The following is a 15,372-nucleotide window of genomic DNA, read 5'->3' on the forward strand; positions in this document are numbered from 1 at the left end:
AGGGTCCTAAAGGGCCGTTGGAGACCACAACGTTGATAGGTGGGGTGTGTAAGCGCGGCGACGTGTTGAGCTAACCCATACTAATTACCCGTGAGGCTTAACCATACAACACCCAAGAAGTGTTCTGGGCCTTGTAGCAAGTGCATGAACTACTAACTAATTCAGTGATAACGACAAGCCATGAGCAACATCGTTATTCACGTCAGCTTTCTAGATTAAGAATTTGCCTGGCGGCCATAGCGCCGTGGAACCACCTGATCCCATGCCGAACTCAGAAGTGAAACGCGGTAGCGCCGATGGTAGTGTGGCATTCGCCATGCGAGAGTAGGACACTGCCAGGCATCAATTAAGCAACTGCAGCGATGTGGTTGGTCGCGATACAACGTCAGGTTGTATTGGACAAAAGATTTAGATAGCGCACACAGTGCGGTCTTTACCGGTTAGTGTGCTGATATGGCTCAGTTGGTAGAGCGCATCCTTGGTAAGGATGAGGTCCCCAGTTCGACTCTGGGTATCAGCACCATGAAAGCAAAAGCTTCCCTGAAAAGGGAGGCTTTTTTGCATTTATCTCTCGGTAAAAAGTCACCATATCCTCTGCTGATCGCCATTTCGCAGGGTTTCATACTTCTCCATTACTCCCCATTTTTGTGGCTCGTTTGACCACAAAACCCATTAATTTCGCGATATTCATCGTGGTTTGATTGACGTAAAACGTTTTACATGTAAAATCCGGCGCGTTTTGCCTATTACGTGGAGAGAGAGCATGGCGCAGGATAACGAATACTGTTTGGGGGCGGTTCCCGCCAAAGGGCGCAAAGGTGTGCTGTCGCTGATGCTGGTGATGCTCGGCCTGACCTTCTTCTCTGCCAGCATGTGGACCGGCGGGGCGCTGGGTACCGGGCTGGTGTTCGATGACTTCATCAAGGCGGTACTGATCGGCAACTTGTTGCTGGGGATCTACACCGCTTGTCTCGGTTATATCGGTGCCTCGACAGGTCTCTCTACCCATCTGCTGGCTCGTTACTCCTTTGGGGTGAAAGGTTCCTGGCTGCCTTCGCTGCTGCTGGGCGGTACTCAGATCGGCTGGTTCGGCGTTGGCGTGGCGATGTTTGCTCTGCCGGTACAGAAGGCGACCGGGATCGATGTGAACTGGCTGATCGCCATTTCGGGCATTCTGATGACGGTGACCGTCTACTTCGGGATCTCCGCCCTGATGGTACTGAGCTTTGTGGCCGTACCGGCTATCGCACTGCTCGGTGGTTACTCGGTCTGGCTGGCGGTGACCTCGACCGGTGGCATGGCGGCGTTGCAGCAGGTGCAACCAAGCAATCCCATCGAGTTCACCACGGCGCTGACCATGGTGGTCGGTTCCTTTATCAGTGCAGGAACCCTGACCGCCGACTTTGTTCGATTTGGTCGCAAACCCTGGGGCGCCGTCATGATTACCATGGTGGCGTTTTTTTTGGGCAACACTCTGATGTTCGTCTTCGGCGCAGCCGGTGCGGCGGTGACCGGGCAGGCCGATATCTCGGAAGTGATGCTGATGCAGGGGCTGCTGATCCCCGCCATTCTGGTGCTGGGCCTCAATATCTGGACCACCAACGACAACGCTCTATATGCCTCCGGCCTTGGTTTTGCCAACATTACCGGTCTCAAGAGCAAGCCGCTCAGCGTGATCAACGGCCTTGTCGGCACGGCTTGCGCCCTCTGGCTCTACAACAACTTTGTCGGCTGGCTGGCCTTTTTGAGTACGGCAATTCCGCCGATCGGTGGCATTATCATCATGGATTTCTTGCTCAATCGTGAGCGTTACCGTCAGTTTGCCGATCAGCAGTTCGAGACGGTGCGCTGGCAGGCGCTGGTTGCTACGGCAGTCGGGGTGGCTGTCGGCAAGTGGCTGCCGGGCATAGTGCCACTCAACGCGGTATTGGGCGCCGCCTTCACCTATTTCATTTTGGTTCGCCTCACCCAGCGGCCGGTTCTGGTACAGGAAGCTAGCAAATGCTGATTCAACATATTCGTTTTGCCGATCGGGAAGGGTTGTGGCAGATCCGCTGTCAGGATGGGGTCATCACCGCCATCGAACCCCATGACGAACATGCCGTCGCCGGTCGGGTGCTGGACGGGGAGGGGGGGCTGGCGATCGCCCCCTTTATCGAACCCCACATTCACCTCGATACCACCCAGACGGCCGGTGAGCCGAGCTGGAACCTCTCTGGGACTCTGTTCGAGGGGATCGAGCGCTGGGCCGAGCGCAAGGCACTGCTGACCCATGAAGATGTGAAACAGCGCGCCATCCAGACACTGAAGTGGCAGATCGCCAACGGCATCCAGTTTGTGCGTACTCACGTTGATGTCTCCGATCCCAATCTGGTCGCGCTCAAGGCTATGCTGGAAGTGCGGGAGGAGATGAAAGAGTGGGTCGAGCTGCAAATCGTTGCCTTCCCGCAGGAGGGAATCCTCTCCTACCCCAACGGCAAGGCATTGCTGGAGGAGGCGCTCAAGCTGGGGGCCGATGTGATCGGCGCGATCCCCCATTTCGAGTTTACCCGGGAATATGGGGTCGAAAGTTTGCACTACATCTTCGATCTTGCCGAGAAGTATCAGGTTCTGGTCGATGTGCACTGTGACGAGATCGATGATGAGCAGTCCCGCTTTATCGAGACGCTGGCAACCTTGGCCTACGAGCGCGGTATCGGCCATCGGGTGACGGCCAGTCACACCACCGCCATGCACTCCTACAATGGCGCTTATGCTTCCCGCCTGTTCCGGCTGCTCAAGATGGCAGACATCAACTTCGTGGCCAATCCGCTGGTGAACATTCACCTGCAGGGGCGCTTCGACACCTATCCCAAGCGCCGCGGTATCACCCGAGTGAAGGAGATGCTGGAGGCGAACATCAACGTCTGCTTCGGTCACGACGACGTGTTCGATCCCTGGTACCCCATGGGCACCGCCAACATGTTGCAGGTGCTGCACATGGGGCTGCATGTCTGCCAGATCATGGGTTACGAGCAGATCAACGATGGTCTGAAGCTGATCAGCAGCCACAGCGCTCGCACTCTGAATGTGCAGGATCGTTATGGCATCGAGGTGGGCAAACCGGCAAACCTGCTGATCCTGCCCGCCGACAACGGCTTCGATGCGGTGCGTCGTCAGGTGCCGGTGCGCTATTCAATACGCCATGGCAAGGTGATTGCCCAGACCCGTCCGGCCCAGACCGAAATCATGTTGGGTCAGCCCGAGCCGATCGATTTCCGGCGCTGAGTTTTCAATCAGGCTGGATGACGATTAGTTCCGCCTCTGGGCACAAGGGCCGCCATTGCGACATAATGGCGGCCTGACCCTGAGGGAGTGACAACATGCAAACCTGGTTCTATGTTGCAGCAGGGGGGGCTATTGGTGCCTCCCTTCGTTTTGGGATTGCCGAATTGATGGCCTTGCTGTTGGGCCGCCACTTCCCTTACGGGACTCTGGTGGTCAACGTGGTGGGCTCTTTCATCATGGGGATAGCTTATGCCCTCATCAGCCACGGTCATATCGTGGAGCACCCGATGAAGCCCCTGTTGATGGTCGGGGTCCTCGGTGCCTTGACCACCTTCTCTTCCTTTGCCCTCGATACAGTAGTGCTGGCTCAACACGGAGCTTATCTGAAAGCACTGCTCAACATTGCGCTCAATCTCTTCCTCTGTCTGGCCATGGTGGTGCTGGGCATGCAGTTGGTTGCGAGCCGGGTTTAAGGTGTCCGCACGCCTTTGGCTCTGGTAAACTGGCGGCCATTCTTTGCTCTATGGGTGTTTAAGGGATGTCAGAACAAGCAACGACAACGCATTTTGGCTTTACAACCGTGGCCGCGACCGAGAAGGAAACTCTGGTAGCTGGTGTCTTCCATTCGGTGGCAGCCAAGTATGATCTGATGAACGATCTGATGTCGTTCGGCATCCACCGCCTGTGGAAGCGCTTCACCATCGACTGCTCCGGTGTGCGCAAGGGCCAGAAGGTGCTGGATCTGGCCGGTGGCACCGGTGACTTGACCGCCAAGTTCTCCCGCATCGTCGGTGAGACCGGCCAGGTGGTGCTGGCGGATATCAACGATTCCATGCTGAAAGTGGGCCGCGACAAGCTGCGCAATCTGGGGGTCGCCAACAACGTCTCCTACGTGCAGGCCAACGCCGAGGCGCTCCCCTTCCCGGATAACCACTTCGACGTCATCACCATCGGCTTCGGCCTGCGCAACGTCACCGACAAGGACAAGGCGCTCGCCTCCATGTTCCGGGTGCTCAAGCCGGGTGGCCGTCTGCTGGTGCTGGAATTTTCCAAGCCGGTCAGCGAAGTGATCGCCAAGCTCTATGACCTCTACTCCTTCAAATTGCTGCCGAAAATGGGCGAAATCGTCGCGAACGACGGTGAAAGCTACAAGTATCTGGCAGAGTCCATCCGCATGCACCCGGATCAGCAGACCCTGGCGGGCATGATGGAAAATGTCGGGTTCGAGCAGGTCGAGTTCTACAACCTGACTCAGGGTGTGGTCGCCCTGCACCGCGGTTACAAGTTTTAAGGTTGCCTATGCCAATCCCGATACAACTGGATGCCATGGTCACCGCGGTGATCGAAACCAGCCTCAACCAGTTGCTGGCGCTGGACAAACAGAGCCCGGAGCGGCTGCGCAAACTGGTGGGCAAGGTGCTCAAGCTGGAGCTGCGTGAACTCAAGCCGCTCTGGTTTGTCTTCTCCGAGCGTCGGCTGGATGTGCTGGCCCTGCATGAAGGGGAGGCCGATGCGGTGCTCAGTCTGTCGCTGACCGCCCTCGGTCTGCTGAAAGATCCGTCCGCCCTGACCCGCTATATCCGCGAGGAGAAGCTGGATCTGAGCGGCGATCCCCAGCTGGTACAGGCATTCAGCGTGCTGTTGGGCGAGCTGGATATTGACTGGGAAGAGGAGCTGTCGCGCTATACCGGCGACGTGCTGGCCCACACCCTGTTCAGTGGTGCCCGTCAGGCGCGCCGTCTGGTCGGCCGTGAGCTGTGTCGCACCCGCAGCCAGCTGGCGGAATATCTGACCGAAGAGGCCCGCCTCGCGCCCGGCCCGCTGGAAGTGGCGAGCTTCAACGATGACGTCGAGGTGCTGGCCCAGCAGCTCAAGGCTGTTGAACTGCGGCTGGCCCGCTTCGAACAGCAGGTGACCTGATGACCCCGAAGGAGTTCAAACGCCTCTATCGCATCATCACCATCCTGCTGGAGCAGGGCATCGACGAACTGGTGCCCGCCCGCTATCAACCCTGGCCGGGTCGTCTGGCCCGTCGCTCCCTGTTCTGGCTCAAGAACAAGCAACCGGAACTCAGCCGTGGTGCCCGCATCCGTCTCGCCTTCGAGGCTCTTGGCCCCATCTTCATCAAGTTCGGCCAGATGCTCTCGACCCGCCGCGACCTGTTGCCGCCGGATATCGCCGAAGAGCTGGCCCTGCTGCAGGACAGGGTGCCCCCCTTCTGTGGTCAGGCGGCGCGCCAGCAGATCGAGCTGAGCCTGGGTTGCCCCATCGAGACCCTGTTTGACGACTTCGACGAGACGCCACTGGCGTCGGCCTCCATCGCCCAGGTGCACACCGCTCGCCTGAAGGAGAGTGGCCGCGAGATCGTCATCAAGGTGATCCGCCCCGACATCGAGCCGGTCATCGAAGCCGACCTGCGGCTGATGCAGGCGCTGGCCCGTCTGGTGGCCCGTTTCGCGCCCCAGAGTGCGCGGCTGCGTCCCATCGAGGTGGTAGAGGAGTATCGCAAGACCATCCTCGACGAGCTCAACCTGATGCGCGAAGCGGCCAACGCTATCCAGCTGCGCCGCAACTTCACCGGCTCCGAGGCGCTCTATGTGCCTGAAATCATCACCGATCTCTGCCGCGAGCAGGTGCTGGTGATGGAGCGCATCTATGGCATTCCGGTCTCCGATATTGAGGCGCTGGAAGCCAACGGCACCAATATGAAGCTGCTGGCCGAGCGCGGGGTAGAGGTCTTCTTCACCCAGGTGTTCCGCGACAGCTTCTTCCACGCCGATATGCACCCGGGCAATATTTTCGTCTCCTACGAACATCCGGAAAATCCGCTCTGGATTGGTATCGACTGCGGCATCGTCGGCACCCTCAATCGGGAGGACAAACGCTATCTGGCAGAGAACTTCCTCGCTTTCTTCAACCGCGACTATCGCCGGGTGGCAGAGCTGCATGTGGAGTCTGGCTGGGTACCGGCAGACACCAAGGTGGACGAGTTCGAGTTCGCCATCCGTACCGTGCTGGAGCCCATCTTCGAGAAGCCGCTCTCCGAGATCTCGTTTGGTCATGTGCTGCTCAACCTGTTCAACACAGCCCGCCGCTTCCATATGACGGTACAGCCGCAGCTGGTGCTGCTGCAAAAGACCCTGCTCTATGTGGAAGGGTTGGGGCGTCAGCTCTACCCGCAGCTCGATTTGTGGCAGACCGCCAAGCCCTATCTGGAAAACTGGATGCACGAGCAGGTCGGGCCGAAAGCGGTGTGGAATGCCATCAAGGAGAAGGCGCCATTCTGGGCGGAGAAGCTGCCTGAATTGCCTGAGCTGGTCTACGAGACCCTGCGCCAGACCCGTCATCAGCAGCGTCATTTCGACCAGATGTTTGCCGAGTTCCGCCGTCACAGCCGTCGGCAAGGGCAGGCCCGCTACCTCTTAGGGGTTGGAGCCAGCCTGCTATTGGTGGGTGTATTCTTGCTGACCCAAAAACAACATATTGAGTGGGGACAAATCAGTCTCGCCGGAGCAGCCCTCTGCTGGCTGGTTGGCTGGTTGCGAACCCGTTCCAATTAAACAAAAACCGCGCCATCAGGCGCCTGCTCTGGAGAGAAAGTCATGGGTGGTATCAGTATTTGGCAATTGTTGATCATCGCAGTCATCGTGGTGCTGCTGTTCGGTACCAAGAAACTGCGCGGGATTGGCGGTGATCTGGGGGCCGCGGTCAAAGGGTTCAAGAAAGCACTCTCCGACGATCCGGCCGATGCCAAGGCCGAGCAGAAAGATGCCGAGTTTCCCCCGAAACAGCTGAACGAAGCGGCTAGTCAGAGTGGCGATGCTGCCAAGCAGAAAGACAAAGATCAGGCCTAAGCCATGTTTGATATCGGTTTTTGGGAGCTGGTCGTCATCGGTGTGGTGGCGTTGGTGGTACTGGGGCCCGAGCGGCTGCCAGTTGCCATCCGCACGGCTACCCACTGGATCCGCCTCATTCGTTCGACTGCCAATTCGGTCAAGTCCGAGCTGGAACAGGAGCTCAAGTTGCAAGAGCTGCACAACGATCTGAAGAAGGCGGAACAGCTGCAGATGAGCAACTTGAGTCCCGAGCTGCAGGAGTCCATCGAACAGCTCAAGGCGGCGGCCCAGTCGGTCAATCGCCCCTATCAGGTGGAGAACGAGATCCGTCCGCCACGCCCCGAGCCGGTCGCCCAGGTTGAACCTGACACGCCGGTGGAGCCTGCGGTGCAGTTGAGCCGCGACGTGCCGCCGGTCAACAGCCAGCGGGAGAGCGAACTTGTGCCAGTCGGCGAGTCAGCAGTGAAAGGGGAGGTGAAGCCATGAGTCAGGCCGAACAACCCCTGATCAGCCATCTGGTTGAGCTGAGAACCCGCTTGCTGCGATCCATCTCCGCCATCCTGATCGTGTTTATCGCACTGATCTACTTCTCCAACAACATCTACGACTTCGTGGCCCAGCCGCTGCTCAGCCAGCTGCCGGAAGGGACCAGCATGATCGCGACGGATGTGGCGACCCCCTTCCTGACGCCGATCAAGCTGACTCTGGTGGTCTCCTTCTTCGTGGCGATCCCCTATCTGCTCTATCAAGCCTGGGCCTTTATTGCCCCCGGCCTGTACCAGCATGAGCGGCGTTTGATTATGCCGTTGGTGGTCTCGACAGCCCTGCTGTTCTATGCAGGGATGGCGTTTGCCTACTACGTGGTGTTTCCACTGGTGTTCGGTTTCTTCACCAGTACCGCCCCGGTCGGGGTGACGGTGGCGACCGACATCGCCAGCTATCTGGACTTCGTACTGACCCTGTTCTTTGCGTTCGGGGTGGCGTTCGAAATTCCGGTGGCCACCATACTGCTGTGCTGGACCGGCGTGACCACGCCGCAAAACCTGAAGGAGAAGCGTCCCTACGTCATCGTCGGGGTGTTTGTGGTCGGCATGCTGCTGACGCCGCCTGATGTCTTCTCCCAGACCCTGCTCGCCATCCCGATGTGGGCGCTGTGGGAGGTCGGTCTGTTCTTCGCCCGCTTCTATGTGAAGAAAGAGGATGAAGAGCAACAGGAACAACCGGATGTGGAGAGCTGAGGCTCTGTTCGTCACCTGTTTGCCGGACGGCGAGAGGATGACGAAGTCCGCAGGAATAGTAGAACGAGGGGAGCTGAGGCTCCCTTCCTCTTTTCATGCTCCCGTTCGAGGCGTATGGTGTTGGCCCATCGAGTAGATGGTTTTCAAATGCCTGATATGTATTCCTTTTGTTCGGAACGTCTTATCCCATGATCGATATCGGTTTAAATCTGACCAGCAGCCAGTTCACCGGTGAGCAGCCTGAACTGGTGGCCCGTGCCCGCGCCGCCGGGGTAGAGGCCCTGATCCTCACCGGTACCGATCTGGCTGGCAGCCGCGACAGCGCCGAGTTGGCCGCCCGCTGGCCGGGCTACTGCTTCTCCACCGCCGGGGTGCATCCCCACGATGCCAAGAGTGTCGATGAGGCGACCCTGCCCGCCTTGCGTGAGCTGGCGGCGCTGCCGCAGGTGGTGGCCATCGGCGAGTGTGGCCTCGACTACAACCGCGATTTCTCCCCCCGTCCGGTGCAGGATGCGGTGTTCGACGCCCAGCTGGCGCTGGCGGCCGAGCTAGGTATGCCGGTGTTTCTGCATTGTCGCGATGCCCACGCCCGTTTTATCGAGATCCTCAGACCCTGGTTGCCCAGGCTGCCGGGAGCTGTGCTGCACTGCTTCACCGGCTCCGATGAAGAGTTGGACGAGTGTCTGGCGCTGGGGCTGCATATCGGGGTGACCGGCTGGCTTTGCGACGAGCGACGCGGTCAGCTGCTGCGTGAGCAGGTGGCCCGCATTCCGGCTGGTCGGCTGATGATCGAGACCGACGCCCCCTATCTGGTGCCGCGGGATCTGAAACCCCGCCCGAAACGCAACGAACCCGCTTTTTTGCCGCACATCGCCCAAGTGGTGGCGGCCTGTCGTGGTGAAGCGCCCGAGGCCTTGCTGGCCCACACCCGGGCCACCTCCGCCGCGTTCTTCCAACTTCCTCTCCAGGAGTGATTCATGGCTACAACTCTTCCGGGCGCCTTTCCGGGCCGCCGCCTGCGCCGAGTGCGCAAACATGATTTCAGCCGTCGTCTGGTGCGCGAGAACGTACTGACCGTCAACGATCTCATCTATCCGGTATTTGTGCTGGAGGGGGAGAACCGCCGGGAAGCTGTTCCCTCCATGCCGGGGGTGGAGCGTCTCTCCATCGATCTGCTGCTGGAAGAGGCTGCGGAACTGGTAGCGCTGGGCGTACCCGCCATCGCCCTGTTCCCGGTCACCCCACTGGAGAGCAAGAGCCTGCTGGCGGAAGAGGCCTACAACCCGAACGGACTGGCCCAGCGCACCGTGCGTGTCCTCAAGGCCCGCTTCCCGGAGCTGGGGGTGATTACCGACGTGGCGCTCGACCCGTTCACCACCCACGGTCAGGATGGCATCATAGATGACGAAGGCTATGTGCTGAACGACATCACCACCGAGATCCTGATCAAGCAGGCGCTCTCCCATGCCGAGGCCGGGGTCGATATCGTGGCGCCGTCCGACATGATGGATGGCCGCATCGGTGCCATCCGTGCTGCGCTGGAAGAGAACGGCTTCATCAACACCCAGATCATGGCCTACTCCGCCAAGTACGCCTCCTGCTACTACGGTCCGTTCCGCGATGCGGTCGGCTCTGCCGGCAACCTCGGCAAGAGCAACAAGGCCACCTACCAGATGGATCCGGCCAACAGCAACGAAGCCTTGCACGAAGTGGCGCTGGATATTCAGGAAGGGGCTGACAGCGTGATGGTCAAGCCGGGCATGCCCTATCTGGACGTGATCCGTCAGGTGAAGGATCAGTTCGGCGTGCCGACCTTCGCCTATCAGGTGAGTGGCGAGTACGCCATGCACATGGCGGCGATCCAGAACGGCTGGCTGAAAGAGAAGGAGTGCATCATGGAGTCCCTGCTCTGCTTCAAGCGGGCCGGGGCTGACGGCATCCTCACCTACTTCGCCAAGCGCGTGGCGCAGTGGCTGAAGGAAGATGCCCGTTAAGCAGACGTGACGGATAAAGATGGATAAAAAAGAGGGGAGCCGATGGCTCCCCTCTTTCGTTATGAATGTCGCCCGGACATAACTCCGGGCGGTGCCAGTCGCGGTTGATGCGATGTGGCTGAGGGAGCCAGCGGCTCCCTCTTGGTTATGACCTGCTGATTACAGCTTGGTCCAGGCGTCGCTCCAGGCAGAGCCGGTACCTGGTGCATAGTGGCTGGTAGAGCCACCACACCAGCCGCTGTACGGCCAGGGTTTGCACTCGAAGTTGCCACCGGCGTTGCTGACCCGATCACCGGCCTGATAGCTGGTGTTGGGGGCATAGGCCGGGTAGTCGCCATCGTTGCCGCCGTTGTCGCTCTCTTCAGCCAGAGTGACCGGGAAGCGCTGTACTACCGGCTTCTGGCCGTCAGCCAGACCGCTGATGACCACTTCATAGCTACCGTCAGTGACGTTGCTGCCTTGCAGTACCAGGGCGCTGGTGCCATTCACCTTGCTGCTGGTGGTGCCGTGGCTACGGCCGTTCTGCTCCAGGGTCGCAGTGATCTGCACCGGGTTGGCGGTGGTCACGTTGAAACGGATGCTGACCTGACCGTTGACTATGGTGTACTCGCTGGCCATGGCGCCGACGGTGAAGTCGCTGCTGTCGATTACCGGCGGCTTGTTGCCACCGTCACAGTCGCTGTCACCCTGCGCTTTCCAGACACCCCAGTCACCTGTGGTACCCGGTTCTTCGTTTTGTGTCCACCAGCCAGCCAGCCAGTTCTTGCCGTTGTGGCTAACGATGTCGCCGCCCACATAGACCTTCTTGGCATCCCAGCTGTTTTCACAGATAGCGCCCTGCTCCTTGACGGTCACGTTGCGCTGCTGGGTCACCAGCTGACCGGCACTGTCGGTCACTTGATAGGTGAGGGTGTAGCGACCGACCTTGTTGCTGTCGACGCTGCCGCTGACCTTGATCTGGGCAGTCAGGTCACCATCTTCTTCATCATTCGCACTGACACCAGTCATCGGATCGAAGGGGGTGCCCAGCTCCAGCGTGGTGTCGGTGACGCCGCTGAATACCGGCTTCATGCTATAGACTTCGACGCTACGCAGCTGTTCGGTGACGTTGTTGTCACGATCGCTCACCTTGTAGGTGAGGGGGTAGAGACCGATGCGCTGGTTGTCTACCGAGCCTTCCACCAGGATCTGGCCAGTCAGGTCGCCATCTTCCTTGTCGTTGGCGGTGACACCGGCCATGGGATCAAAGGCGGTGCCCTGCTTGATGCGGGTATCGCTCACGCCGCTGAACACCGGTTTGCCGTTGTCGATCGGCGGAGTGATCTCCTGCTCGTGGATGAAGGGGCCGTAGCTCTTGATGAAGGATTCGTTGTAGGCCTGACCGGCGGCGTTACGACCCATGTCCCAGTTGATGGACCAGGTCATCAAGCCGCGCAGGGGCTGGCCCTGGCTCTTCAGCTTGTTGAAGGCATCGAACAGATCTTGCGGATTGGTGACGTAGCCGGTGGCTGCGGCGTCGATGTTGGTCGGGATGCCGAATACCAGCTTGTCGTGGGGGATCTTGTAGTAGCCACGGGTGCCGTTGATCAGCGAGTCCGCCATGTAGTAGATGAACTCTTCTTTCAGGGCATCGTTGTTCTGGGCAATCCAGCCGAAGCCGTCGATCCAGATACCGTCGCCACCCTGGTTGTAGAACTGGGGGTTGATCCAGTCATAGTAACCTTCCAGCGCCCGCAGATAGGGGGTGTAGAGGCCGTTGGCGGTCAGGTAGGGGAACTCCGGCGCCATGGTGATGAGGAAGTTTTTCCCCTGGGCACGATAGTGATCTTTGACGATGCGCAGGGCGGCCGGGATCACGGTCTGGTTGTTGGCAGCGGTGACTGCGGTTTGCTCCAGATCGATGTCCAGACCGTCAAAACCATAGGTCTCCACCAGACGAATGATCTCGTCAGCGAAGGCTTGCTCCTGGCCGGTGCGCAGCTCGATGTGGGCATCGGCGCCACCCAGTGCCAGCAGCACGGCGCGGCCCTGACGGTTCAGCTCAGCGATCTGTTCGATGAACTGGCTTTCATTCATACCGGTGCCGGTATCCAGCTTGAAGGTCGGGATCGGGTTGCCGCCATAAACCTTCATGAAGGAGACATCGACCACGTTGTATTGCGGGTTGACCTGATCCAGCTTGACGCAGGGGGCGACGCCACCCTTGTAGCCAGCGCCGCCGCACCAGTTGTGCCAGTAGCCGACCACCACGCCAGATTGCGGGTTGACCATGTTCTGGCCTGCGCTGGCGGCGTGCAGCATGGGGCTGGTAGCGCCGATCAGGCAGCCCAGCAGGGAGAGTTTGAACTTGTTCATTGTTGCTCCGTACGTTGCAAAAGGAGGCCCATCAGGGGATGGGCTTCGGGGGCAGCTCCGCTGTCATAGGAAAATCCCTTAGACCGGTGGCTTTGCGTGGTGGCCTTTCGAGCCACTTTGCCTTTTTCACCCGACCTCTGTGTGGTACAGACAATCAAGTGGCCCCCTAAATTAGCCGCATATGGTAGGAGGGGGAAGATAAATTAATCAACGCGCTCTCCTGTATGTCACATTTTGGAAAAAGTTAATAATTCAAAGTGTTCCAGAGGGTCTTTGTTTAAATAACAGGATGTTCGAAGAGCGGGAAAGCCTGATGGCCACAGGGTTGGTGAGGAATTTACCCTGAGGCTCACCACCGGTGGCATGCCTAGCAGTAGCACGGGAATGATGGGGAACAAGGGCTGCGGGTTGTGTCATTAGCTGACGCGAGGTGGCCCCCGGCTGGCTGGCGGCACTCCGGTTGTGAGACGGATGGCAAAAAGGGGGCTGGAGTGTGATTCCAGCTTGATTATTGCATGGGTTGCCCACATGTTAGAAAACCATACAGAGCTGATAAAGCGGTCTGTTCAAGACCTAACAAGAGGTAACCGGGATGAATAACCCTTTGCTGACAATGGATGCACTGCCCCCTTTCAGCCAGATCCAGCCAGAGCAGGTGCAACCTGCCGTGGTACAGGCGATCGCTGACTGCAAGCAGAAGATCAGCGATGTGCTGGCCCAGAATGAAACCCACACCTGGGATAGCCTGATTGCCCCGCTGGAAGAGGTCAATGACCGTCTGGCTCGGATCTGGTCACCGGTCAGCCACCTTAATTCCGTCCTTAACAGCGAAGCGCTACGAGTGGCACATGATGCCTGCCTGCCGCTGCTCTCTGAGTTCCAGACTTATGTCGGCCAGCATGAAGGGCTCTATCAAGCCTATCTTGGCCTCTCCCAAAGCGATGACTTCCCGCTGCTGAGCGGTGCCCAGCGCAAGGAAATCCTCAATACCCTGCGCGACTTCCGCCTCTCCGGTATCGGTCTGCCTGCCGAGGCGCAGCAGCGTTACGGCGAGATTCAGGCCCGCCTCTCCGAGCTGGCCTCCCGCTTCAGCAACAATGTGCTGGATGCCACCCAAGGCTGGCACAAACCGGTAACCGAGGAAGCCGAACTGGCCGGTCTGCCCGACAGCGTGCGGGCCGCTGCCCGCCAGATGGCCGAGCTCAAGGGTAAAGAGGGGTGGCTGTTCACCCTGGACATCCCTTCCTATCTGCCGGTGATGATGTACTCGGACAACCGCGAACTGCGTGCCGAGATGTATCAGGCCTTCACCACTCGCGCCTCGGATCAGGGCCCCAATGCGGGCAAGTGGGATAACTCCGCCATCATGAGCGAGCTGCTCACCCTGCGCCGCGAATTGGCCCAGCTGCTCGGTTTTGCCAACTATGCCGAGCTGTCGCTGGCGACCAAGATGGCGGACAAGACCGAACAGGTGGTGAGCTTCCTCACCGATCTGGCGGCCAAATCCCTGCCGCAAGGCAAAGCCGAGCTGGAGGAGATCCGCGCCTTCGCCACCGAGCAACATGGTCAGGGCGAGCTGGCCGCCTGGGATCTCGCTTATTACGCCGAGAAGCTCAAGCAGCACAAATTCTCCATCTCCGACGAGCAATTGCGCCCCTACTTCCCCGCCAGCAAGGTGGTGAAGGGGTTGTTTGAAGTGGTGAAGCGGGTGTTTGGCATGAAGGTGCGCGAGCGCCTTGGTATCGACACCTGGCACCCGGACGTGCGCTTCTACGACATCTTCGATGCCGAAGACGAGCTGCGTGGCAGCTTCTATCTCGATCTTTACGCCCGCGAACACAAGCAGGGCGGTGCCTGGATGGATGTCTGCCTGGGTCGTCGCTACCGTCAGGATGGCTCGCTGCAAAAGCCGGTGGCCTACCTGACCTGCAACTTCAACGGCCCGGTGGATGGCAAGCCGGCGCTGTTTACCCACAACGAAGTGGTCACCCTGTTCCACGAGTTCGGTCACGGTATTCATCATATGCTGACCCGCATCGACGTGGCCGGTGTCGCCGGTATCAATGGCGTGGCCTGGGATGCGGTGGAGCTGCCGAGCCAGTTCCTCGAGAACTGGTGCTGGGAGTCCGAGGCACTGGCCTTTATCTCTGGTCATCATGAGACCGGCGAGCCGCTGCCTGCCGATCTGCTGGAGAAGATGCTGACCGCCCGCAACTTCCAGGCTGCGATGCAGATGCTGCGCCAGCTGGAGTTTTCTCTGTTTGACTTCCGGTTGCATCAGACATTTGACCCGGCCAACCCGGATCAGATCCCGAGCCTGCTGGCCGAAGTGCGGAGTCAGGTGGCCGTGATGACGCCACCCGAGTTCAACCGCTTCCAGCACAGCTTCTCCCACATTTTTGCAGGTGGCTATGCGGCGGGTTACTACAGCTACAAGTGGGCTGAAGTGCTCTCTGCTGACGCCTTCTCCCGCTTCGAGGAGGAGGGGATTTTCAATCCGGTCACCGGCCAATCCTTCCTGAAGCACATTCTGGAGAAGGGCGGCTCGAAAGAGCCAATGGAGCTGTTCCGTGCCTTCCGTGGCCGCGAGCCCAAGGTGGATGCCCTGCTGCGCCACAGCGGGATCGCTGCGTGATATCTTCCCTCCAGCGCCGGGGTGAGCTTCAAGCAGGTACATATTTG

The 15,372-nt window shown here is 59.3% G+C and carries 13 protein-coding genes, 1 tRNA gene, 2 rRNA genes and 1 riboswitch; of the genes, 15 read left to right on the forward strand and 1 reads right to left on the reverse strand.

What is annotated here, in order from left to right; translation table 11 throughout:
* The 14 genes from BN4575_RS18190 to hemB all read left to right on the forward strand — a co-directional run.
* Positions 1-105, forward strand: a 23S ribosomal RNA gene (locus tag BN4575_RS18190); the annotation flags it as partial.
* 121 nt (positions 106-226) lie between these two features.
* Positions 227-341 (forward strand): 5S ribosomal RNA (rrf, locus tag BN4575_RS18195).
* 106 nt (positions 342-447) lie between these two features.
* A tRNA-Thr gene (locus BN4575_RS18200) sits at positions 448-523 on the forward strand.
* Between the two features lie 240 nt (positions 524-763).
* On the forward strand, positions 764-2,008 hold the full coding sequence (gene codB, locus BN4575_RS18205; RefSeq protein WP_068979252.1) for a cytosine permease: 1,245 nt from the start codon (positions 764-766) through the stop codon (positions 2,006-2,008).
* Complete coding sequence (locus BN4575_RS18210; protein WP_068979253.1) at positions 2,002-3,267, forward strand: cytosine deaminase; 1,266 nt, start codon at positions 2,002-2,004, stop codon at positions 3,265-3,267. Before codB ends, BN4575_RS18210 begins: the two co-directional genes overlap by 7 nt.
* A gap of 95 nt (positions 3,268-3,362) precedes the next feature.
* On the forward strand, positions 3,363-3,740 hold the full coding sequence (crcB, locus tag BN4575_RS18215; RefSeq protein ID WP_042021137.1) for a fluoride efflux transporter CrcB: 378 nt from the start codon (positions 3,363-3,365) through the stop codon (positions 3,738-3,740).
* 65 nt (positions 3,741-3,805) lie between these two features.
* The gene (ubiE, locus tag BN4575_RS18220; RefSeq protein WP_068979254.1) at positions 3,806-4,558 is read left to right on the forward strand and encodes a bifunctional demethylmenaquinone methyltransferase/2-methoxy-6-polyprenyl-1,4-benzoquinol methylase UbiE; all 753 of its coding nucleotides are present in this window, start codon (positions 3,806-3,808) and stop codon (positions 4,556-4,558) included.
* A 20-nt stretch (positions 4,559-4,578) separates the two neighbouring features.
* Positions 4,579-5,187 (forward strand): ubiquinone biosynthesis accessory factor UbiJ, encoded by a 609-nt coding sequence (locus BN4575_RS18225; protein ID WP_068979286.1) that lies wholly within the window; start codon positions 4,579-4,581, stop codon positions 5,185-5,187.
* Positions 5,187-6,827, forward strand: coding sequence for a ubiquinone biosynthesis regulatory protein kinase UbiB (gene ubiB, locus BN4575_RS18230; RefSeq protein WP_068979255.1), 1,641 nt, complete (start codon positions 5,187-5,189; stop codon positions 6,825-6,827). Before BN4575_RS18225 ends, ubiB begins: the two co-directional genes overlap by 1 nt.
* Positions 6,828-6,869: 42 nt before the next feature.
* Positions 6,870-7,121 (forward strand): Sec-independent protein translocase subunit TatA, encoded by a 252-nt coding sequence (tatA, locus tag BN4575_RS18235; RefSeq protein WP_042021132.1) that lies wholly within the window; start codon positions 6,870-6,872, stop codon positions 7,119-7,121.
* 3 nt (positions 7,122-7,124) lie between these two features.
* Positions 7,125-7,589 carry a Sec-independent protein translocase protein TatB gene (gene tatB / locus BN4575_RS18240; RefSeq protein WP_068979256.1) on the forward strand — a complete coding sequence of 155 codons (465 nt, stop codon included), beginning with the start codon at positions 7,125-7,127 and terminating at the stop codon, positions 7,587-7,589.
* Positions 7,586-8,341, forward strand: a complete 756-nt coding sequence (tatC, locus tag BN4575_RS18245; RefSeq protein ID WP_042021128.1) for a twin-arginine translocase subunit TatC — start codon at positions 7,586-7,588, stop codon at positions 8,339-8,341. The genes tatB and tatC overlap by 4 nt, the downstream gene beginning before the upstream one ends.
* 188 nt (positions 8,342-8,529) lie before the next feature.
* Positions 8,530-9,315 (forward strand): TatD family hydrolase, encoded by a 786-nt coding sequence (locus tag BN4575_RS18250; protein WP_068979257.1) that lies wholly within the window; start codon positions 8,530-8,532, stop codon positions 9,313-9,315.
* A gap of 3 nt (positions 9,316-9,318) precedes the next feature.
* On the forward strand, positions 9,319-10,335 hold the full coding sequence (gene hemB / locus BN4575_RS18255; RefSeq protein WP_068979258.1) for a porphobilinogen synthase: 1,017 nt from the start codon (positions 9,319-9,321) through the stop codon (positions 10,333-10,335).
* Positions 10,336-10,494: 159 nt separating this feature from the next.
* Here hemB and BN4575_RS22600 read toward each other — a convergent pair whose 3' ends face one another.
* Complete coding sequence (locus tag BN4575_RS22600; protein WP_068979259.1) at positions 10,495-12,690, reverse strand: immunoglobulin-like domain-containing protein; 2,196 nt, start codon at positions 12,688-12,690, stop codon at positions 10,495-10,497.
* Positions 12,691-12,737: 47 nt separating this feature from the next.
* A riboswitch (cyclic di-GMP riboswitch) is annotated at positions 12,738-12,822 on the reverse strand.
* Positions 12,823-13,282: 460 nt separating this feature from the next.
* On the opposite strand from BN4575_RS22600, the gene prlC reads away from it, so the two are divergent.
* Entirely contained in the window at positions 13,283-15,325 is a 2,043-nt protein-coding gene (prlC, locus tag BN4575_RS18265; RefSeq protein ID WP_068979260.1) for an oligopeptidase A, read from the forward strand.
* Positions 15,326-15,372: the final 47 nt, after the last annotated feature.

The organism is Aeromonas sp. EERV15 (genome assembly GCF_900079845.1).
Taxonomy (GTDB): Bacteria; Pseudomonadota; Gammaproteobacteria; order Enterobacterales; family Aeromonadaceae; genus Aeromonas; species Aeromonas sobria.